This window comes from Variovorax sp. LjRoot130 (genome assembly GCF_964253755.1).
In the GTDB taxonomy this organism is placed as follows: Bacteria; Pseudomonadota; Gammaproteobacteria; order Burkholderiales; family Burkholderiaceae_C; genus Variovorax.
The window spans coordinates 2,416,574-2,436,947 of sequence record NZ_CAXURM020000001.1 but is presented as its reverse complement, the minus strand read 5'-3'; the positions used below and the strand labels follow the sequence as shown (position 1 = coordinate 2,436,947).

Genomic DNA, 20,374 nt, shown 5'->3' with positions numbered 1-20,374 from the left:
AGCGTGACACCGGGGCGCTCGCGCACACCCTAGAATCGCGCGTTTCCCGCCCACAACGACCCGATGTCCACCCTCGACCCCACCACCTCGAACAGCGGCAACGTCTCGCCCCTGCGCCCGCTGCCCAACCTGATCTTCGCCAGCCGCTGGCTGCAGCTGCCGCTGTACCTGGGCCTGATCGTCGCACAGGGCGTGTACGTGCTGCACTTCCTGGTCGAACTCTTCCACCTGGTCGAGGCCGCGTTCGGCAGCCAGGATGCGCTGCAACTGCTCATCACCAGCATCGGGTACAAGACCGCCGCGCCGATCACGACGCTCAACGAAACCGTGATCATGCTGGTGGTGCTGGCGCTGATCGACGTGGTCATGATCTCCAACCTGCTGATCATGGTGATCGTCGGCGGCTACGAGACCTTCGTGAGTCGCATGAACCTCGAAGGCCATCGCGACCAGCCCGAGTGGTTGAGCCATGTGAACGCCTCGGTGCTGAAGGTCAAGCTGGCCACCGCGATCATCGGCATCAGCTCGATCCACCTGCTCAAGACCTTCATCAACGCCGACAACTACACCGACCGGGTGCTGATCGCGCAGACCGCGATCCACATCACCTTCCTGCTGTCGGCGATGGCGATCGCGGTGACCGACAAGCTGATGGCACCCTCGCCCTCCGCCAATCACTGAGCGTCTATCGCCCGGTCATGTTCTCCGGCACCACCCAGGCATCGAACTGCTCCCCGGTCAGGTGACCTGAGGCTACCGCCGCCTCGCGCAGGCTCGTGCCTTCCTTGTGCGCCTTCTTCGCGATGAAGGCCGCCTTGTCGTAGCCGATGTGCGTGTTGAGTGCCGTCACCAGCATCAGCGAGCGCTGTACGAGTTCGGCGATGCGCTCGCGGTTGGGCTCGATGCCCACCGCGCAGTGGTCGTTGAAGCTCACCATGCCGTCGGCCAAAAGGCGCACGCTCTGCAGGAAGTTGTGCGCCACCATCGGGCGGAATACGTTGAGCTCGAAGTTGCCCGAGGCACCACCGATGTTGATCGCGACGTCGTTGCCCATCACCTGCGCCGCCAGCATCGTGACCGCCTCGCTCTGCGTCGGATTCACCTTGCCGGGCATGATCGACGAGCCCGGCTCGTTTTCGGGAATGCTCAGTTCGCCGATACCGCTGCGCGGGCCGCTCGCGAGCCAGCGCACGTCGTTGGCGATCTTCGTCATGCTCGCGGCCAGGGTCTTGAGCGCGCCGTGCGCATGCACCAGCCCATCGACCGAGGCCATGGCCTCGAACTTGTTCGGCGCGGTGACGAAAGGCAGGCCGGTGAGCCTGGCAAGCTCGGCCGCCACCTGCTCGGCATAGCCCCTGGGCGCGTTGAGCCCGGTGCCGACCGCGGTGCCGCCCAGCGCCAGCTCGCACAGGTGCGGCAACGCGGCGCGCACGTGGGCTTCGCCGTGCGCGAGCTGCGCCACGTAGCCCGAGAATTCCTGGCCCAGCGTGAGCGGCGTCGCATCCTGCAGATGGGTGCGGCCGATCTTCACGATGTCGGCGAAGTCCTGCGATTTCTTTTCCAGCGTTCCGCGCAGCCTGGCGATGGCGGGCAACAGCCGGTTGGTGATCGCGTCGACCGCCGCCACGTGCATCGCGGTCGGGAACACGTCGTTCGAGGACTGGCTGCGGTTCACATCGTCGTTCGGATGCACGAGACGTCCTTCCCCGCGTTCGCCGCCCAGCAGCTCGCTCGCGCGGTTGGCCAGCACCTCGTTGACGTTCATGTTGGTCTGCGTGCCGGATCCGGTCTGCCACACGACCAGCGGGAACTCCTCGGGATGCGTGCCGGCGATGACTTCGTCGGCCGCAGCGACGATGGCCTTCGTCTTCGTCTCGTCCTGCAGGCCGAGCGCATGGTTGACCACTGCCGAGGCGCGCTTGACCTGCGCCAGGGCCTTGATGATCTCGCGCGGCTGCTGCTCGCCCGAGATGTCGAAGTTCTGCAGCGAGCGCTGGGTCTGCGCGCCCCAGAGCCTGTCTGCCGGTACTTCGATGGGGCCAAAGGTGTCGCGTTCGGTGCGTGTCTTCATGGGCGGGCCTGAGCTGTCAAAATGGAGGACCCGCCAGTATCCGTCCAAGCAAAAACCCCCATGACCACCACGATTCAACAAGCCGACCTGATCGAGTCGGTTGCCGCCGCGCTGCAATACATCAGCTACTACCACCCGACCGACTACATCGCCCACCTGGCCCGTGCCTACGAGCGCGAGCAAAGCCCGGCGGCCAAGGACGCGATGGCGCAGATCCTCACCAACAGCAAGATGAGCGCCACCGGCCAGCGCCCGATCTGCCAGGACACCGGCATCGTCAACGTCTTCCTCAAGGTCGGCATGGACGTGCGCTGGGGCGGCTTCACCGGCAGCCTCGACGACGCCATCAACGAAGGCGTGCGCCGCGGCTACAACCATCCCGACAACATGCTGCGCGCCTCGGTCGTGGCCGACCCGCAGTTCGATCGCAAGAACACGAAGGACAACACGCCGGCCGTGATCTTCACCGAGATCGTGCCGGGCAACACCGTCGAGGTGACGGTGGCCGCCAAGGGCGGCGGCAGCGAGAACAAGAGCAAGCTGGTGATGCTGAACCCCGGCGACAGCGTGGTCGACTGGGTGCTCAAGACCGTGCCCACCATGGGCGCCGGCTGGTGCCCGCCGGGCATGCTGGGCATCGGCATCGGCGGCACCGCCGAGAAGGCCGCCCTGCTCGCCAAGGAAAGCCTGATGGACGACCTCGACATGCACGAGCTGCTCGCCAAGAAGCGCTCCGGGGCCGAACTCGGCAAGGTGGAGGCGCTGCGCGTCGAGCTTTACGAGAAGGTCAATGCGCTCGGCATCGGCGCGCAGGGCCTGGGCGGCCTGGCCACCGTGCTAGACGTCAAGATCAAGATGTACCCCACGCACGCGGCGAGCAAGCCGGTGGCGATGATCCCGAACTGCGCGGCCACGCGCCATGCGCACTTCGTGCTCGACGGCTCGGGACCGGTGTACCTCGAAGCGCCCTCGCTGGACCTGTGGCCCAAGATCGAGTGGGCGCCCGACTACAACAAGAGCAAGCGCGTCGATCTCGACAAGCTCACGCCGGCCGAGGTCGCTAGCTGGAAGCCGGGCGACACCCTGCTGCTCAACGGCAAGATGCTCACCGGCCGCGATGCCGCACACAAGCGCATCGCCGACATGCTGGCCAAGGGCGAGAAGCTGCCGGTGGACTTCACCAACCGGGTGATCTACTACGTCGGCCCGGTCGATCCGGTCAAGGACGAGGCCGTGGGCCCGGCCGGCCCGACCACCGCCACGCGCATGGACGGCTTCACCGAGATGATGCTGGCGAAGACCGGCTTGATCGCAATGATCGGCAAGGCCGAGCGCGGGCCGGTCGCGATCGAGGCGATCAAGAAGCACCAGAGCGCCTACCTGATGGCGGTGGGCGGTGCCGCCTACCTGGTGAGCAAGGCGATCAAGACGGCCAAGGTGGTGGGCTTCGCCGATCTCGGCATGGAGGCGATCTACGAGTTCGACGTGGTGGACATGCCGGTCACGGTGGCAGTGGACGCCGGAGGCACCAGCGCCCACATCACCGGCCCGGCCGAGTGGCAGAAGCGCATCGCCAGCGGCGAGTTCAAGACCATCATGATGGAAGCCGCTTGAGCCACTTTCCGATCGGCGTGTTCGACAGCGGCGTCGGGGGGCTCTCGGTCCTCAACGCGCTGCGCGAGGAGCTGCCGCACGAGCGCTTCGTCTACTTCGCCGACACGGGCCATGCGCCCTATGGTGAGCGCGGCGATGCCTACGTGGCCGAGCGGACCCGCACGGTCGCGCGCTACCTGCTCGATCGGCATCGGATCAAGGCGCTGGTCGTCGCTTGCAATACCGCGACGGCGGCTGCCATCCATGAACTGCGGTCTTATCATCCGGCGCTGCCGCTGGTCGGTGTCGAACCGGCCCTCAAACCCGCGGTAGCGACGAGCCGCACCGGCCATATCGCGGTGATCGCGACCCGCGTGACCCTGGAAAGCCGCAAGTTCGAGACCTTGCACGCGTCGCTGGCCAAACAAGCGGTCTTCCGCATCGTTCCCTGCGACGGCCTGGCGGGCGCCATCGAGCGTTCCGACAGCGCCGAGATCGCGGCACTGAGCCAACGCTATCTGAGCGCGGCGGGCACGTTCGGCAGCGCACCGGGACAGATCGACACGCTGGTGCTGGGCTGCACCCATTACCCCTTCATCGCGGCCGAGTTGCGCCGCCATACCGGCGACACGGTGCACTTCATCGATACCGGCGCGCCGGTCGCGCAGCAGACGCGGCGGCTGCTGTCCCAGGCCGGGCAACTCGCCGAAGCAGACGACGGCGCCGTCGCACTCGTCAGCAGCGCTGCACCCGATGCGCTCGATGCCGCGGCCGCACGCTGGCTCACGCGCCCAGCCGGCCCTGCGACGACTGCCGGCGCATCGACGGCAACAAGCACCTGATCCTGTCCATGCGCGGCCGCCTGCTTCTCGCCCCGCTGCTGGCCGCCTTCTGCGTTGCCGGCCACGCCGCCTGCGATACCGGCCTTGCGGAGCGCATGCATGCCAAGCTGCATCCGAAGCGCCTGCTCGACCATGAACGCGCCGTGTGCCAGCCCTGGCGCGGCTTCGCGGGCCGCTTCATCGTGGTGCTGCCGATGCCGCGCCCATCGTCCGAACCGAACTTCACCGAGTTCGATCTCGACGTGCTCGTGGTGCAGCAGGCCGACAACGGCAACACCGAGCGTGCAACGGTCGTCAGCCGCTTGTTTCAGCCCGCAGCGCTGACCGAAGACGCGATCCGCATCGGCGAGATCAAGGTCGACACCGCGCGCTACGCGCTGGCCGGCGACGCGCGCGCATTCGGCGTGCGGGTCGTCCACCAGGGCTCGTCGCGTGCGAACCCGTACTCGAACGAAACGCTCACGCTCTACGTGCCGCAGGGCCCGAAGCTCGCCAAGGTGCTCGACGGGCTCGAGACGGCACTCGAGCGCGGCGAGTGGGACACCAACTGCGCCGGCAACTTCGAGACCGTGCGCGGCAGCCTGTCGATCGCGCGCAGCACGAGCAACGGCTATGCCGACCTGCTGCTGCGCCAGACCCGCACTCTAAGTCGCTCCAGCCCGCAGGGCGAAGAGTGCGTGACGCAGGAACGGCCGGCGAAGTTCACGTCGATGACGCTGCACTACGACGGGACGATCTACCGTGCCTCCAAGGGCACGGCTTCCGACTGAGACACTTCGCGCAGCGCAGCGGCGCGGCCGCGCCGCATGTCGATCGGTATCAACAGCAAGAGGCCGCCGACAAACAGCGCGGCGGTCGAGAGGATGGCGATGCGCTGGTTGCCCCCGGTCATCCACGTGATGGCGCCGTAGCTCAGCGGCCCGATGATGCCGGCCAGCCGCGTCGCGAAGGTCCAGAGCCCGAAGAATTCGGCGAGTTGGCGCGGCGGGGCCAGCACGCCGGTCATGGCGCGGCCGGCCGACTGGCTCGAACCCATCGCCAGGCCGGCGATGGATGCAGCCCACCAGAAGCCGCCCTTGGTCGTGACCGAGGCGGCGATCACGCACACGGCGATCCAGGCCACGAGCGCACCCGACAGCGCCCGCCGGTGGCCGATGCGATCCTGCAGGTAACCGAAGCCGAAGGCACCGAGCGCGGCCGCGACGTTGAGCACGAAGATCAGCACCATGGTCTCGCTCGGGACGAAGCCAATCACCTGCTCGGCATAGATCGCCGCGAGCGTGATCGCCACCGCCACCCCACCCTGGTAGCAGACGGTACAGGCCAGGAGCCACATGAAGTCCCTGTAGGCGCGCGCCTCGCGGAAAGTGTGGCGCAGCTGCCGCCAGGCGCTCTGCCGCGCGCCGGCCGGCTGCGGCAGCGCACGCTCGGGCAGCAGCGCGAAGGTGGCGCAGGCCGCCGCGCCATAGAGCGCGGCCGTGATCAGCATCGCGACCGGCACGAAATGCGCGGCAGGCAATCCCTTGGCCTGCGCCGAGAGCACATAGGCCAGGCACAGGCCGAGCGAGAGCATGCCGCCGATGTAGCCGAAGGCCCAGCCCCAGCCGCTGACCTTGCCCATGCCCTCCGCCGTGGCGAGTTCCGGCAGGAAGGCGCCGGTCAGCGATTCGCCGTAAGAGTAGAAGGTGTTGGAGAAGATCACCAGGCCCATCGCCAAGGCCACCGCATACGGACCGCCGAGCTTCGGCGTGAGCGCAAGGGCCGCGGTGCCGAGCACACAGCCGGCAGTGACGATGGCCAGCAACCTCTTCTTGGCCGCATGCAGATCGGCCCAGGCGCCGATCGCCGGCATCGACAGCATCACGATCGCATAGGAAATGCTCAGCGCCGCCGTCCACGCGAAGGTGGCCCAGGGCTCGCCCTTGGCGATGCCGCCGACGAAGTAGGCAGCGAACACCGCCGTGATGACCACCGTGGTGTAGCCCGAGTTGGCGAAGTCGTACATCGCCCAGCCGAAGACTTCGCGCTTGCGCACGCCGGGACGGAGGGCAGATTGTGAAAACAAGGCCAAGCGACTCTCCTCGAACAGAAGGTCGCCGAGCATAGCGGAGCGGCTTGACCGCTCCGTGGCACGCTCTTGCTAGTGCAGGTGGCGCGGGCGGCGTCCGCCACCGTGGCCGCCCGTACCCGGACCACCGGTGCCGCCGCGGGGGCGCTTGCCGATCTCGAGCGAGTTCACGAGCGCATCGAAGCGGTCGCCGAAGAGCTTGTCGATTTCCGCCACCACGCCGCCGAGTTCGGAACCGTCGAAGTGGCGCTCCATGAGGTTGACCACGTCTTCCACCAGGAGGTCGCGCTGCACCTGCATGATCGCGGCCGGGTTCGGCCCCACGAAGAGCATGAGGAAGTCGTCGCGCGACTCTTCGTCGGGGTCGCCCTCTTCCTCGTCGAAATCGGTGTCGTAGAAAGTGACCTCGAGCGCAGCGCCTTGTTCGGCGAGCTCGTTGAGTGCCATGCACATCTCGTCGAGTGCTTGGCGGAAATCCTCATCGCCGGCGACCGTCCAGCAGATCTGGAGCATGTGCTCCTTCTGCTCGAAACGGATGCCCGGCTCTTCTTCGTAGACGCTGGTCGCGCCATCGGCCAGCGACTTGGCGCCGGCATATTTCCAGAGTGGACTGAGCGCTTCCTGGATCTGCTCGAAGCTCACATCGGAGCGCAGCGGCACATCGCCGTGCACATGGATTTCGAACGGAGCGTTGTAGCGAGGCATGTCATTGCTCCCTTGTATGTGATGGTGCCCGGAACCGGGGTCGAACCGGTACGCCCCTTATGCAGGAAGCGGCGGATTTTAAGTCCGATGTGTCTACCAATTTCACCATCCGGGCGGCCGGGCAGATATGCACGATACCCGAAACGAAAACAGCCCCGGCAACGATGGTTGGTGGGGCTGTCGGATCGATATCGATATGGATGGAGGCGCGACCCGGAGTCGAACCGGGCTAGACGGATTTGCAATCCGTTGCATAACCGCTTTGCTATCGCGCCCTGCTGTTTGAACTCGCGAAAAAAAGGGAAGCCCGAAGCTTCCCTTTTTTCAAAACTGGAGCGGGAAAAGAGTCTCGAACTCTCGACCTCAACCTTGGCAAGGTTGCGCTCTACCAACTGAGCTATTCCCGCGTTTCGAGCCTCGAATTATATAGTATTTTTTCGAGGTCCCGCAAGTCTCGCGACTCAATGTTTGACTGAACCTTCCGCGGGTTGCGAGCCGCGCTGTTTCGCGAGCTCGGCCACGGCCGCTGCAGAGGCTGCGACCTCTTCATCGGACAAGGGCGTGGGCGTCTTTTCGAGCGCGATCTCGAGCACCTTGTCGATCCACTTCACGGGCACGATCTCGAGGCCGTTCTTCACGTTCTCCGGAATGTCTTGCAGGTCCTTCGCGTTCTCTTCGGGAATCAGCACGGTCTTGATGCCGCCGCGCAATGCGGCCAAGAGCTTTTCCTTCAGGCCGCCGATGGCCGTGACCTCGCCGCGCAGCGTGATCTCGCCGGTCATCGCGACGTCGCCGCGCACCGGGATGCCGGTGAGCGCCGAAACGAAGGCCGTCGTCATCGCAGCGCCTGCGCTGGGGCCGTCCTTCGGCGTTGCGCCATCGGGCACGTGGATATGGATGTCGCGCTTCTCGAAGACCTCGTCCTTGATGCCGAGGCGCCGTGCGCGGCTGCGCACCACCGTGCGCGCGGCCTCGACCGATTCCTTCATCACGTCGCCGAGCGAACCGGTGCGGCTGATGACGCCCTTGCCGGGCATCGTGACCGCTTCGATCGTCAGCAGATCGCCGCCCACTTCGGTCCACGCAAGGCCGACCACCTGGCCCACCTGGTTCTGCTTTTCGGCCAGGCCGAAGCTGTACTTGCGCACGCCGAGGAAGTCATTCAGGTTCTTGCCTTCGACGATGACCTTGGGCGTCATCTTCTTGAGCAGCAGCCCCTTGACCACCTTGCGGCAGATCTTCGAGAGCTCGCGCTCGAGCGAGCGCACGCCGGCTTCGCGCGTGTAGTAGCGCACGATGTCGCGCACGGCTTCTTCGGTGATCAGGAGTTCTTCTTCCTTCACGCCGTTGTTCTTCATCTGCTTGGGCAGCAAGTACTTCAGCGCGATGTGCGTCTTCTCGTCTTCGGTGTAGCCCGCGAGGCGGATGACTTCCATCCGGTCGAGCAGCGCCGGCGGGATGTTCATCGAATTCGAAGTCGCGACGAACATCACGTCGGAGAGGTCGAAGTCGACCTCGACGTAGTGGTCGCCGAAGGTATGGTTCTGCTCGGGGTCGAGCACTTCCAACAGCGCGCTCGACGGGTCGCCGCGAAAGTCGGTGCCCAGCTTGTCGATCTCGTCGAGCAGGAACAGCGGATTGCGCGTGCCGACCTTGTTCAAGCTCGACAGCACCTTGCCCGGCAGCGCGCCGATGTAGGTGCGGCGATGGCCGCGGATCTCGGCCTCGTCACGCATGCCGCCCAGCGCCATGCGCGTGTACTTGCGGCCGGTCGCCTTGGCGATCGACTGCCCGAGCGAGGTCTTGCCCACGCCCGGCGGGCCGACCAGGCACAGGATCGGGGCCTTCACCTTGTCGACGCGTTGCTGGACCGCGAGATATTCGAGGATGCGGTCCTTGACCTTCTCGAGCCCGTAGTGGTCTTCGTTGAGCACCTCTTCGGCGTGCGCGAGGTCGTGCTTGATCTTGGTCTTCTTGCTCCACGGCAGGCCGATCAGCACGTCGATGTAGTTGCGCACCACGGTCGCCTCGGCCGACATCGGCGACATCAGCTTGAGCTTCTTGAGTTCGCCCTCGGCCTTCTTGAGCGCTTCCTTGGGCATCTTGGCGAGCTTGATCTTCTTCTCGATCTCCTCGATGTCCGCGCCCTCCTCGCCTTCGCCGAGCTCCTTCTGGATCGCCTTGACCTGCTCGTTGAGGTAGAAGTCGCGCTGGTTCTTCTCCATCTGGCGCTTCACGCGGCCGCGGATCTTCTTGTCGACGTTGAGGATGTCGACCTCGCGCTCCAGCTGCCCGTACAGGTTCTCGAGCCGCGACTTGATGTCGGCCAGGTCGAGCACCGCCTGCTTGTTGTCGAGCTTGAGCGGCAGGTGGGCGGCGATGGTGTCGGCCAGGCGGCCCGGATCGTCGATGCTCGAGATCGAAGTCAGGATCTCGGGCGGGATCTTCTTGTTGAGCTTCACGTACTGGTCGAACTGCTGCATCACCGCGCGGCGCAGCGCCTCGACCTCGGTGCCCTTCTGAGCGGCGGCCTCGACCACTTCCACCGGCGTCACGTTGGCCGAGAAGTGGGTTTCGCCGTCGTCGATGCGGTTGACGCGCGCGCGCTGCTGGCCTTCGACCAGCACTTTGACCGTGCCATCGGGCAGCTTCAGCATCTGCAGGATGGTCGAGATGCAGCCGACCTCGAACATGTCCTCGACCGAGGGCTCGTCCTTGGCGGCGGCCTTTTGCGCCACCAGCATGATGCGGCGCTCCGCTTCCATCGCGAGCTCGAGCGCCTTGATGCTTTTCGGGCGACCGACGAACAGCGGAATCACCATGTGGGGGAAGACGACCACATCGCGCAACGGAAGCAGCGGCAGGTCGAGTTCGGTGGCAGGCAGGGGGGTATGACCGGACATGGGAATCCTTTACTTGATCATGGAAAGATGGTCGGCCACGCGCGCTTTTCAAGCCCGCGGGCACGGTAATCGCCGAAGACGCCGGTCGCCTGTATCGGAGGAGCCGGCCAGGAAGTCACTCAGTCAGGCCTTCTTGGCCGCCTCGCGGTACACGAGGAGCGGTGGCTTGTTTTCGTCGATTGTCGATTCTTCGACCACGACCTTGTCGACGTTGGTGGCATTCGGCAGTTCGAACATGGTGTCGATCAACGACTGCTCCAGGATCGAGCGCAATCCACGCGCGCCGGTCTTGCGGGCCAGCGCCTTGCGAGCGATGGCCTTGAGCGCCGTCGGACGAATCTCGAGGTCGACGCCTTCCATCTGCAGCAGCTTGGTGAACTGCTTGACCACGGCGTTCTTCGGCTCGGTCAGGATCTGCACCAGCGCGTCTTCGCTGAGCTCGGCCAGCGAGGCCACGACCGGCATGCGGCCGACGAGCTCGGGAATCAGGCCGAACTTGATCAGGTCTTCGGGTTCGACCTCGCGGAACACCTCGGTGATGCTGCGCTGCTTCTTGCTCTTGACCGAGGCGCCGAAGCCGATGCCCGAGGCCTCGGTGCGGTTCTCGATCACTTTTTCGAGCCCGGCGAAAGCGCCGCCGCAGATGAACAGGATGTTGGTCGTGTCGATCTGCAGGAAATCCTGGTTGGGATGCTTGCGCCCGCCCTGCGGCGGTACGCTGGCCATGGTGCCTTCGATCAGCTTGAGCAAGGCCTGCTGCACGCCCTCGCCCGACACGTCGCGCGTGATCGAGGGGTTGTCGGATTTGCGCGAGATCTTGTCGATCTCGTCGATGTAGACGATGCCGCGCTGGGCGCGCTCGACCTCGTAGTTGCAGCTCTGCAGCAGCTTCTGGATGATGTTCTCGACGTCTTCGCCCACGTAGCCGGCCTCGGTCAGCGTGGTGGCGTCGGCCATCACGAAGGGCACGTCGAGCATGCGCGCGAGGGTCTGGGCCAGCAGGGTCTTGCCCGAGCCCGTGGGGCCGATCAGAAGGATGTTGCTCTTGCTGAGCTCGACGTCGTCGCCCTTGGCCTTGTCCTTGTGGCGCAGGCGCTTGTAGTGGTTGTAGACCGCGACCGACAACATGCGCTTGGCCGGCTCCTGGCCGATCACGTAGTTGTCGAGGTTGGCCTTGATCTCCGACGGGGTCGGCAGGTCGCTGCGCGCCTCGCGCGCCTCTTCGCCGGCGGGCAGCTCGTCGCGGATGATCTCGTTGCAGAGATCGATGCACTCGTCGCAGATGAAAACCGACGGTCCTGCGATCAGCTTCTTGACCTCGTGCTGACTCTTCCCGCAGAACGAGCAATAAAGCGTTTTTTCGCTGGAGGAGCCTTTTTTCTCGGCCATGGACAGATGCCTCGTAACAGGGGTTTAACAATGATAGCGAAGATGAAAGCCCCCCGAACCGGCGAACACCGGAACAAAAACGGCGCTTTCCACACGGAAAGCGCCGTTTTTTCCTGGGCGCCTCGGCGCCGGGGTACCTTAACTGCGCTTGGCGATCACCTGATCGATCAGTCCGTATTCCTTGGATTCGTCGGCCGTCAGGAAGTAGTCGCGCTCGGTGTCGCGGGCGATCTTCTCGAACGACTGGCCGGTGCGCTCGGCCAGGATGCGGTTCATCTGCTCGCGCGTCTTCAGGATGTCGCGGGCATGGATCTCGATGTCGGTGGCCTGGCCGCGGGCGCCGCCCAGCACCTGGTGGATCATGATCTTGGAGTTGGGCAGCGAGAAACGCTTGCCCTTCTCGCCGGCTGCCAGCAGGAAGGCGCCCATGCTGGCCGCGAAGCCGATGCACAGGGTGGACACGTCGGGTTTGATGAACTGCATGGTGTCGTAGATCGCCATGCCGGCGCTCACGCTGCCACCCGGGGAATTGATGTAGAACGAAATGTCCTTGTCCGGGTTTTCACTCTCGAGGAACAGCAGCTGCGCCACCACCAGGTTGGCGGTCTGATCGTTGACCTCGCCGACCAGGAAGATCACCCGCTCCTTGAGCAACCGCGAATAAATGTCGTAGGACCGCTCGCCGCGACCCGATTGCTCGATGACCATCGGAATCATGCCGAGGCCCTGAATTTCCTGTGCGCTCATGTTTTGCTCTCCAGAGAGGGGTTGTACTGTACCCAGACGAAATGGGGCTCGCGCATCAAAGCACAAGCCCCATGGGAACGCAGCGAACCGGCGTTCAGCCTTGCTGGGCCATCAGTTCGTCGAAGGACACCGGCTTGGCGTTGACCTTGGCCTTGCCGAGCACGAAATCCGTGACATTGTTCTCGATCACCACCGCCTCGACCTCCGCCAGGCGGCGGTTGTCGCTGAAGTACCAGCGCACCACGTCGGCCGGCTTCTCGTAGCTGGCGGCCAGCTCGTCGATGTGGGCCTTGATCTGCTCGGGCTTGGCCTGCAGGTTGTTGGCGCGCACGAGTTCGGCCACCACCAGGCCCAGGCGCACGCGGCGCTCGGCCTGCGGGCGGAACATGTCGTCGGGGATCGGGGCCTTGTCGGCATCCTTGATGCCGCGCTGCTTGAGCTCGGCGCGGGCGCCTTCGACCATGCGGTCGACTTCGGCCTGCACGCTGGACTTGGGCAGATCGAGTTCGGCGTTGGCGATCAGCGCGTCCATTACCGCGGTCTTGTTGCGGGCCAGCAGGCGGAACTTGACCTCGCGCTCGAGGTTGCGCTTGATGTCGGCGCGCAGGCCTTCGACCGTGGCGTCGGCGATGCCGAGCGACTTGGCGAGCTGCTCGTTGACTTCGGGCAGGTGCGAAGCCTCGACCTTCTTCACGGTGACCATGAAGTCGGCCTGCTTGCCGGCCACGTCCTTGCCGTGGTAGTCGGCCGGGAAGGAGAGCGGGAAGGTACGGCTGTCGCCGGCCTTCAGGCCGCGCACGGCATCTTCGAACTCCTTGAGCATCTGGCCTTCGCCGACGATGAACTGGAAGTCCTCGGCCTTGCCGCCCTGGAAGGTCTCGCCGTCGATCTTGCCTTCGAAGTCGACCGTCACGCGGTCGCCGTCCTGCACGGCCGCGTCCTGCGCGCGCTGCGCGAAGGTGCGGCGCTGCTTGCGCAGGATCTCGAGCGTCTTGTCGATCGCGTCGTCACCCACTTCGGCGCTGAGCTTTTCGACTTCGGCGTTGGCCAGGTCGTTGATCTTGACGTCCGGGAAGACCTCGAACACCGCGTCGAAGGCGAGCTGGCCTTCGGGCGACTCTTCCTTCTCGGTGATGCGCGGCTGGCCGGCCACGCGCAGCTTGGCCTCGTTGGCCGCCTGCGAGAAGGCCTCGCCGACCTTGTCGTTCATGACTTCGTAGTGGACCGAGTAGCCGTAGCGCTGGGCCACGACGTTCATCGGCACCTTGCCCGGACGGAAGCCGTCCATCTTGACGGTGCGGGCCAGCTTCTTGAGGCGCGAATCGACCTCGGACTGGATGGTGCCGACAGGCAAGGTCAGCGTGATCTTGCGTTCGAGCTTGTCGAGGGTTTCAACGTTCACGGTCATTTGAATCTTCCTTGAGAGGGTCTTGTGCTGGTGCGCGGGGCCGGACTCGAACCGGCACGTTCTTGCGAACGTCAGGACCTAAACCTGGTGCGTCTACCAATTTCGCCACCCGCGCGGTTCCAGTTTTTCAGGTGATGAATACCGAAGGCGGCCCGGAGGCCGCCTTCGGTCATTCGCGGCGGGCGGCCTGTGAGGCCTCCCGCCTGAAATCGGTCAACCGCGTATTTTAAGCGCGAACCAGGGCCTCTTCGGCCTCATCGGCCGGCCTGGGCTCGTCGCGCTTGACGCGGAACCAGGCCGCGTACATCGCCGGCAGCGCCAGCAGGGTGAGCACGGTGGCCACGATGAGCCCGCCCATGATCGCCACCGCCATCGGCCCCCAGAACACGCTGCGCGACAGCGGGATCATCGCCAGCACGGCCGCCGCGGCGGTCAGCACGATCGGCCGCAGGCGCCTGACTGCCGATTCGACGATCGCGTCCCAGGTCGGCACGCCGGCTTCCCGATCGCTTTCGATCTGGTCGATCAGGATCACGGCGTTGCGCTGGATCATCCCCATCAGCGCGATCACGCCCAGAAGCGCCACGAAGCCGAAAGGCCGGTTCAGCACCAGCAGCGCACCCGCCACGCCGGCGATGCCGAGCGGGCCGGTGACGAACACCAGCATCGAGCGGCTGAAGCTGTGCAGCTGCAGCATCAGGAGCGTGAAGACCAGGAACAGCATGATCGGCACGCCCGTCACGATCGAGGCCGAACCCTTGCTGCTCTCCTCCACCGCGCCCGCCACCTCGATGCGGTAGGCGCCTTGGCCGTCGGCGTGCCATTTGGCTTCGAGCTTGCGCAGCGCCGGCAGCAGTTGCTCGGTGACGGTCGCGCCCTGCAGGCCTTCGATGATGTCGCCCTGGACGGTGATCGCGTAGTCGCGGTTCTCGCGCCACATCACGCCGGGCTCCCAGCTGAACACCGGCCGCGCGATCTGCGTCAGCGGGATCGAGCGGCCCGAGCTCGTGGGCAGGTAGGCGTTGCCGATGTCCGAGATCGCCTCGCGCTCGTCCGGCGACTGGCGCAGCACGATGTCGATCAAGAGGTCGTTCTCACGGTACTGGCCGACATTCGTGCCGCTGAACATGGTGCGCGAAGCCTGCGCGATGGCCTGACTGGTGACGCCGAGCGCACGCGCCTTGTCCTGGTCGATCTCGAGCTTGATCACCTTGACCGATTCGTTCCAGTTGTCGTTGACGCCGCGCATGTTGGCGTTCTCGCGCATCACGGCTTTGACCTCGTCGGCATGGATGCGCAATTGCTGCGGCTCGGTTCCGACCACGCGGAACTGGACCGGGTACGCCACCGGAGGCCCGTTGGGCAGCAGCTTCACGCGGCCGCGCACCTCGGGGAACTCCTCGGCCAGCAAGGCCGGCAGCTTGAGGCGCAGCGTCTCGCGGTATTTCAGGTCCTTGGCCAGCAGGATCAGCTGCGAGACGTTGGTCTGCGGGAACACCTGGTCGAGCGGCAGGTAGAAGCGCGGCACGCCGGAGCCGACCCAGGTGCTGACGGTGGTGACGCCCTCTTCCTTCAGCAGGCGCTGTTCGACCCGCTTGGCCACCTCTTCGTTGGCCGCGAAAGACGTGCCTTCGGGGAACCACAGGTCGACCATGATCTCGGGCCGGCTGGAATCGGGAAAGAACTGCTGCTGCACCTTGCCCATGCCGACAATGCCGAGCGCGAAGATCAGCAAGGTGGCGCCGATGGTCAGCCAGCGATGCTTCACGCACCAGTTCACGGTGTGCCGGAAGGTGTTGTAGAAGGGCGTGTCGAAGAGCTCGTGCGGCCCTTCGCCAAGCTCAGGATGACCGGATGATGGGTGCGGCTTCACCTTGAGCAGCAGCGTGCCGAGATAGGGCACGAAGTACACCGAGACGATCCAGCTCAGCACCAGCGCGATCACCGTCACCGCGAAGATCGCAAAGGTGTATTCGCCGGTCACCGACTTCGCGATGCCGATCGGCAGGAAGCCCGCGGCCGTGATCAGGGTGCCGGTCAGCATCGGCTTGGCCGTGACGTCGTAGGCGAAGGTGGCGGCACGCACCTTGTCGTAGCCCTCCTCCATCTTCCGCACCATCATCTCGACCGCGATGATCGCGTCGTCCACCAGCAGGCCGAGCGCGATGATCAGCGAGCCGAGCGAGATCTTGTGCAACCCGATGCCGAAGTAGTTCATCGCCAGGAAGGTCACGGCCAGCACCAGCGGAATGGTGATCGCCACCACCAGCCCGGGCCGGATGTCGATGTACCAGCCGAAGCGCCCGCCCTTGTGCAGGCCGAGCGCGACGAAGCTGACGGCCAGCACGATCGCCACCGCCTCGATCAGCACGCTCACGAACTCGTTGACCGATCTGGAGACCGCCACCGGCTGGTTCTGCACCTGCGCCAGCGTCACGCCGGCCGGCAGCCGCCTGTCGATCTCGGCGGTGGCGACGCGCAGCGCCTTGCCGAGCGCGATGATGTCGCCGCCCTTGCCCATCGAGACGCCGAGCGCGATCACCTCTTTGCCCTGGTGCCGCACCTTGACCGCCGGCGGATCGACGTAGGCCCGGTGGATCTCCGCAATGTCGCCGAGCCGCATCTGGTTGCCCGAGCTGCCGCGGATCGGCATCGCGCGCAGCTGCTCCACGCTCGTGAACTGGCCGCCCACGCGCACCTGCACCACATCCTGCGGCGACTGGATCGTGCCGGCGCTCTCAATCGCGTTCTGCGATCCGATCTGCGCCAGCACCGCGTTGAAATCGAGCCCCAGCTGCGCCACGCGCTTCTGCGAGACCTCGATGAAGACCTTCTCGTCCTGGACGCCGAACTGCTCGACCTTGGCCACGTCCTTCACGCGCAGGAGTTGCTGGCGCACGTCGTCGGCAAAAGTCTTGAGCTCGGCGTAGCTGAAGCCATCGCTCTCCAGCGCGTAGATCACGCCGTACACGTCGCCGAAGTCGTCGTTGAAGAAGGGCCCCTGGATGCCGGCCGGCAGGGTGCCGCGCATGTCGGCGATCTTCTTGCGCACCGTGTACCAGACGTTCGCGACATCGCCCGGCCGCGACGAATCCTTGATCTGGAAAATGATCTGCGACTCGCCCGGCTTCGAATAGCTGCGGATCTTGTCGGCGTAGGGCGCTTCCTGCAGCGTGCGCTCGAGCTTGTCGGTCACCTGCTCGGCCACCTGCTGCGCGGTCGCGCCCGGCCAGTAGGTGCGCACCACCATCGCGCGAAAGGTGAAGGGCGGGTCCTCGTCCTGGCCGAGCTGGAAGTAGGCCGCGAAGCCCAACACCATCAGCACCAGCATCAGGTAGCGCGTGAGCGCGGCGTGCTCGAGCGCCCATTTCGAGAGATTGAAGCCGGCCTTGCCGGCAGCTGCGGTCTGCTGCGACGTCATGGCGGCGTCCTCAGCGGGTGGCAACCGGAGCCGCCGCTGGCGCCTGCACGTTGACGGCCTCACGCAGCGGATTGGCCGGCGCGGCCGTCTTCTCCCTGTAGATCGAGACCTTCTGGCCCGGCGACAGCACGTGCACGCCCGCGACCACCACCGTCGTGCCCGGCGTGATGCCGGCGGCGATCACCGCTTCGTTGCCGTCCGCCGTGGCCACCTGCACCGGCTGCGAGCGCACCGTCATGCTGCTCTTGTCGAGCACCCAGACCGCGCTGCCCTGCCCTTCCTGGCGCAAGGCGCTGGTCGGCAGCTTGAGCACCGGGGTGCCGGTGCGCGACAGCGCCTGCGGCCGCGCATAGACGGTGGCACCCAGCGCGGGCGCGGTGGCGGCATCGATCGCGACCTTGACGCTGTAGGTGCGGGTCACCGCGTCGGCGCTGGCCGCCACTTCGCGCACCTTGCCTTCCATCTCGGCGCCGCCCGCCCAGCCGCGCACCGTGACGGGCGACCCCGGCTTGACCAGCGCGGCGCGGTCTTCCGGCACCGCGAACACCACATCGCGCGCGCCGTCCTGTGCGATGCGCACGACCGGCGTGCCGGCCGACACCACCTGGCCCGGCTCGGCCTCGATCGCCGTGATGATGCCCGGCACGTCGGCCACCAGCGTCGTGTAGTTGGCCTGGTTGCCTTGCGATGCGAGCTGGGCCTGCGCCTGCTCGAGCTGCGCCTGGGCGGCCTTGTAGGTGGTTTCGCGCCGCTCCAGTTCCGCCGCGCTGATGAAGTTCTGCTCGCGCAAGCCGCGGTAGCGCTTGAGGTCCGCCTCGGCCAGGTCGCGGTTGGTCAGGGCCCCGGCCTGCTGCGCGCGGGCGGCATCGGCGGCCAGCCGGTAGTCCTGCGGATCGAGCTGCGCCAGCACCTGTCCGGCCTGCACATGCTGGCCGAGCTCGGCCTGGCGGCGCGTGATCTTGCCGGCCACCCGGAAGCCGAGCCGGGAGTCGACGCGGGCCCGCACCTCGGCCGAGAACTCGGGCTCGGTGCCATAGGCGCTGGTGCCCACCGTCATCACCTTGACGGCGCGCAGGGGCTCCTCAGCGGCCGGCGGGCGGGAACAGCCGGCGAGCGCCAGGGCGGCGAGCAACAAGAGGCTGGCGGAACGAAAAACGGGGGAGGCGGACGCGGTCATGGAACACCCTAGAAAAGACAAACGGGGTCATTAATGACCAGCCGGTTAGTAATCTAGGGTAAACGAGAACCCGTGTCAATCACGGCCGCCGTCGGGGGCCCATTTACGTTCGTTGTCCCAGCTCGACCAATCTGTTGCCGGGGATTTCGAAATAGTCCGACGCACGCCCCGCATTGCGCTGCAGCCAGCCGAACAAAGCCCGGCGCACGGGATTCATGCCCGGCAGCGGCTTGTCGCCCAGCGAGGCGCGCGAGACGAAGTACGAGGTGCTCATCGATTCGCAGGCCAGCCCCTGCTGGTACGCCAGGATGCGGATGAATTCGGGCACGTCGGGCCGCTCCATGAAGCCATGGCGCGCGGTCACGACCCACACGCCATGCCCGAGCGAGCGGGCCTCGATGCGCTGCCGCGCGTCGACCCGCGGCGTGTGGCAGGCCAGCACGCGCAGCACGATCACCTGCTCGTGCAGCACCTGGTTGTGCTTGAGGTTGTGCAGCAGCGCATGCGGCACCGCGTCTGCGTCCGAATTCAGGAACACCGCGGTGCCTCGCACCCGATGCGGCATGTTGGCGGCAAGCGATTCGACGAAGGGCTCGAGCGGCATGCTCTGCGCCGCGGCAGCCTCGAGCCCCAGGCGCCGCCCCTTGGCCCAGGTGGTGAACAACACCATCACGAGCACCGCCACCGCCAGCGTGAGCCAGCCGCCGTCGAAGACCTTGAGGCTGTTGGCGACGACGAAGGTGATGTCGATCACCGCGAAGGCCAGCACGCCGACCACGACCGCGACACGGTTCCAGCGCCAGAGCCGGTAGGCGACCACGCCGGCCAGCAGCGTGGTCGTCACCATCGTGATCGACACCGCGATGCCGTAGGCCGCCGACAACGCGCTCGATGTGCGAAAGCCCAGCACCAGCAGCAGCACGCCCGCCATCAGCAGCCAGTTGACAACGGGCACATAGACCTGGCCGATCGACTCTCCGGATGTCTGCACCACGCGCATGCGCGGCAGGTAGCCCATGCGCATCGCCTGGGTGGTGAGCGAGAAGGCGCCCGAGATCACGGCCTGCGATGCGATCACCGTCGCCATCGCGGCCAGCACCACCATCGGCAGCACGCCCCACGCGGGGAACAGCCGGAAGAAAGGGTTGTCGATCGCGGCCGGATTCGCGAGCACCAGCGCGCCCTGCCCGAAGTAGTTGAGCACCAGCCCGGGCATGGCGATGAAGAGCCAGGCCAGCCGGATCGGCCGGGCGCCGAAATGCCCCATGTCGGCATAGAGCGCTTCGCCACCGGTGAAAGCCAGGAACACCGCGCCCAGCACCGCCAGCGACTGCGCGCGGTGCGAGACGAGAAAGCCGATGGCATGGCGCGGATCGAGCGCCGCCAGCACCTGCGGCTGCTGCAGCACCTGCCACAGACCCGCCGCCGCGAGCACCGCGAACCACAGCAGCATCACCGGCCCGAAGACCTTGCCGACCACGCCCGTGCCCTTGCGCTGCACCCAGAACAGACCGACGAGGATCGCGATCGTGATCGGGATCACGAAGGGCTTGAGCCCGTGCGCCTGCACCTCCAGGCCCTCGACCGCCGACAGCACCGAGATGGCCGGCGTGATCAGGCAATCGCCGTAGAACATCGCGGCGCCCACGAGGCCCAGCAGGCCGACCATCAGCCAGACCCAGGGCCGCGTGGCCGGGCCGGCGACCGCATTGCGCGCCAGCGCCTGCAGCGCGAGGATGCCGCCTTCGCCGTCGTGGTCGGCGCGCAGCACGAACACCACGTACTTCAGCGTCACCACGAAGGTCAGGCCCCAGAACACCAGCGACAGCAGGCCCAGCACCGCGTCCGGCGTCAGCGGCACGCCATGGTCGGGGTTCAGCGTCTCCTTGAAGGCATAGAGCGGCGAGGTCCCAATGTCGCCGAAGACCACGCCCAGCGCGGCGATCAGAAGAACAGGCCCACCCTTGGCATAGGCGGCAGGCTCCGTGGGACTCAAGGTCTGCGCGGAAGAGGTCATGGTGCGGTGTGCGAGCGGTGGCGCGACGATGGT

The 20,374-nt window shown here is 66.0% G+C and carries 14 protein-coding genes and 4 tRNA genes; 4 read left to right on the top strand and 14 right to left on the bottom strand.

What is annotated here, in order from left to right; genetic code table 11:
• The first annotated feature begins 63 nt into the window (after positions 1–63).
• Entirely contained in the window at positions 64–681 is a 618-nt protein-coding gene (locus ACSQ86_RS12210) for a TIGR00645 family protein (RefSeq protein WP_436303818.1), read from the top strand.
• 4 nt (positions 682–685) lie between these two features.
• Here the strand turns inward: ACSQ86_RS12210 and fumC are convergent, their stop codons facing one another.
• Positions 686–2,071 (bottom strand): class II fumarate hydratase, encoded by a 1,386-nt coding sequence (fumC, locus tag ACSQ86_RS12205; protein WP_436308900.1) that lies wholly within the window; start codon positions 2,069–2,071, stop codon positions 686–688.
• 60 nt (positions 2,072–2,131) lie between these two features.
• On the opposite strand from fumC, the gene ACSQ86_RS12200 reads away from it, so the two are divergent.
• From ACSQ86_RS12200 to ACSQ86_RS12190, 3 genes are read left to right on the top strand one after another with little or no spacing between them, the layout of a single operon-like run.
• A complete protein-coding gene (locus ACSQ86_RS12200; protein ID WP_436303816.1) occupies positions 2,132–3,685 on the top strand; it encodes a fumarate hydratase in 1,554 nt (517 codons plus the stop codon).
• A complete protein-coding gene (murI, locus tag ACSQ86_RS12195; RefSeq protein ID WP_436303815.1) occupies positions 3,682–4,506 on the top strand; it encodes a glutamate racemase in 825 nt (274 codons plus the stop codon). The genes ACSQ86_RS12200 and murI overlap by 4 nt, the downstream gene beginning before the upstream one ends.
• Positions 4,507–4,514: 8 nt before the next feature.
• The gene (locus tag ACSQ86_RS12190; protein WP_436292518.1) at positions 4,515–5,276 is read left to right on the top strand and encodes a hypothetical protein; all 762 of its coding nucleotides are present in this window, start codon (positions 4,515–4,517) and stop codon (positions 5,274–5,276) included.
• Here ACSQ86_RS12190 and ACSQ86_RS12185 read toward each other — a convergent pair.
• The 13 genes from ACSQ86_RS12185 to ACSQ86_RS12125 form a co-directional block, all read right to left on the bottom strand.
• On the bottom strand, positions 5,243–6,577 hold the full coding sequence (locus tag ACSQ86_RS12185; RefSeq protein ID WP_436308899.1) for an MFS transporter: 1,335 nt from the start codon (positions 6,575–6,577) through the stop codon (positions 5,243–5,245). The genes ACSQ86_RS12190 and ACSQ86_RS12185 overlap by 34 nt on opposite strands.
• A 69-nt stretch (positions 6,578–6,646) precedes the next feature.
• On the bottom strand, positions 6,647–7,279 hold the full coding sequence (locus ACSQ86_RS12180) for a DUF6806 family protein (protein ID WP_436303813.1): 633 nt from the start codon (positions 7,277–7,279) through the stop codon (positions 6,647–6,649).
• A 22-nt stretch (positions 7,280–7,301) separates the two neighbouring features.
• A tRNA-Leu gene (locus ACSQ86_RS12175) sits at positions 7,302–7,394 on the bottom strand.
• Positions 7,395–7,480: 86 nt separating this feature from the next.
• Positions 7,481–7,554, bottom strand: a tRNA-Cys gene (locus ACSQ86_RS12170).
• A 56-nt stretch (positions 7,555–7,610) separates the two neighbouring features.
• A tRNA-Gly gene (locus ACSQ86_RS12165) sits at positions 7,611–7,686 on the bottom strand.
• A gap of 54 nt (positions 7,687–7,740) precedes the next feature.
• Complete coding sequence (gene lon, locus ACSQ86_RS12160) at positions 7,741–10,182, bottom strand: endopeptidase La (protein WP_436303812.1); 2,442 nt, start codon at positions 10,180–10,182, stop codon at positions 7,741–7,743.
• A 123-nt stretch (positions 10,183–10,305) separates the two neighbouring features.
• Complete coding sequence (gene clpX, locus ACSQ86_RS12155) at positions 10,306–11,571, bottom strand: ATP-dependent Clp protease ATP-binding subunit ClpX (protein ID WP_093109182.1); 1,266 nt, start codon at positions 11,569–11,571, stop codon at positions 10,306–10,308.
• A gap of 138 nt (positions 11,572–11,709) precedes the next feature.
• A complete protein-coding gene (clpP, locus tag ACSQ86_RS12150; RefSeq protein WP_093109181.1) occupies positions 11,710–12,318 on the bottom strand; it encodes an ATP-dependent Clp endopeptidase proteolytic subunit ClpP in 609 nt (202 codons plus the stop codon).
• 94 nt (positions 12,319–12,412) lie between these two features.
• Complete coding sequence (tig, locus tag ACSQ86_RS12145; RefSeq protein ID WP_093109180.1) at positions 12,413–13,726, bottom strand: trigger factor; 1,314 nt, start codon at positions 13,724–13,726, stop codon at positions 12,413–12,415.
• Positions 13,727–13,754: 28 nt separating this feature from the next.
• Positions 13,755–13,841 (bottom strand) — tRNA-Leu (locus ACSQ86_RS12140).
• A gap of 111 nt (positions 13,842–13,952) precedes the next feature.
• The gene (locus ACSQ86_RS12135; RefSeq protein WP_436303811.1) at positions 13,953–17,147 is read right to left on the bottom strand and encodes an efflux RND transporter permease subunit; all 3,195 of its coding nucleotides are present in this window, start codon (positions 17,145–17,147) and stop codon (positions 13,953–13,955) included.
• Positions 17,148–17,157: 10 nt separating this feature from the next.
• Positions 17,158–18,324, bottom strand: a complete 1,167-nt coding sequence (locus tag ACSQ86_RS12130; RefSeq protein WP_436292516.1) for an efflux RND transporter periplasmic adaptor subunit — start codon at positions 18,322–18,324, stop codon at positions 17,158–17,160.
• 103 nt (positions 18,325–18,427) lie between these two features.
• Complete coding sequence (locus ACSQ86_RS12125) at positions 18,428–20,341, bottom strand: potassium transporter Kup (protein WP_436303810.1); 1,914 nt, start codon at positions 20,339–20,341, stop codon at positions 18,428–18,430.
• Positions 20,342–20,374 lie beyond the last annotated feature (33 nt).

Coding starts and splice junctions, on each gene's coding strand:
- ACSQ86_RS12210 (WP_436303818.1), top strand. CDS start 64: ATGTCCACCCTCGACCCCACCACCTCGAACAGCGGCAACGTCTCGCCC.
- fumC (WP_436308900.1), bottom strand. CDS start 2,071: ATGAAGACACGCACCGAACGCGACACCTTTGGCCCCATCGAAGTACCG.
- ACSQ86_RS12200 (WP_436303816.1), top strand. CDS start 2,132: ATGACCACCACGATTCAACAAGCCGACCTGATCGAGTCGGTTGCCGCC.
- ACSQ86_RS12190 (WP_436292518.1), top strand. CDS start 4,515: ATGCGCGGCCGCCTGCTTCTCGCCCCGCTGCTGGCCGCCTTCTGCGTT.
- ACSQ86_RS12180 (WP_436303813.1), bottom strand. CDS start 7,279: ATGCCTCGCTACAACGCTCCGTTCGAAATCCATGTGCACGGCGATGTG.
- lon (WP_436303812.1), bottom strand. CDS start 10,182: ATGTCCGGTCATACCCCCCTGCCTGCCACCGAACTCGACCTGCCGCTG.
- clpX (WP_093109182.1), bottom strand. CDS start 11,571: ATGGCCGAGAAAAAAGGCTCCTCCAGCGAAAAAACGCTTTATTGCTCG.
- clpP (WP_093109181.1), bottom strand. CDS start 12,318: ATGAGCGCACAGGAAATTCAGGGCCTCGGCATGATTCCGATGGTCATC.
- tig (WP_093109180.1), bottom strand. CDS start 13,726: ATGACCGTGAACGTTGAAACCCTCGACAAGCTCGAACGCAAGATCACG.
- ACSQ86_RS12135 (WP_436303811.1), bottom strand. CDS start 17,147: ATGACGTCGCAGCAGACCGCAGCTGCCGGCAAGGCCGGCTTCAATCTC.
- ACSQ86_RS12130 (WP_436292516.1), bottom strand. CDS start 18,324: ATGACCGCGTCCGCCTCCCCCGTTTTTCGTTCCGCCAGCCTCTTGTTG.
- ACSQ86_RS12125 (WP_436303810.1), bottom strand. CDS start 20,341: ATGACCTCTTCCGCGCAGACCTTGAGTCCCACGGAGCCTGCCGCCTAT.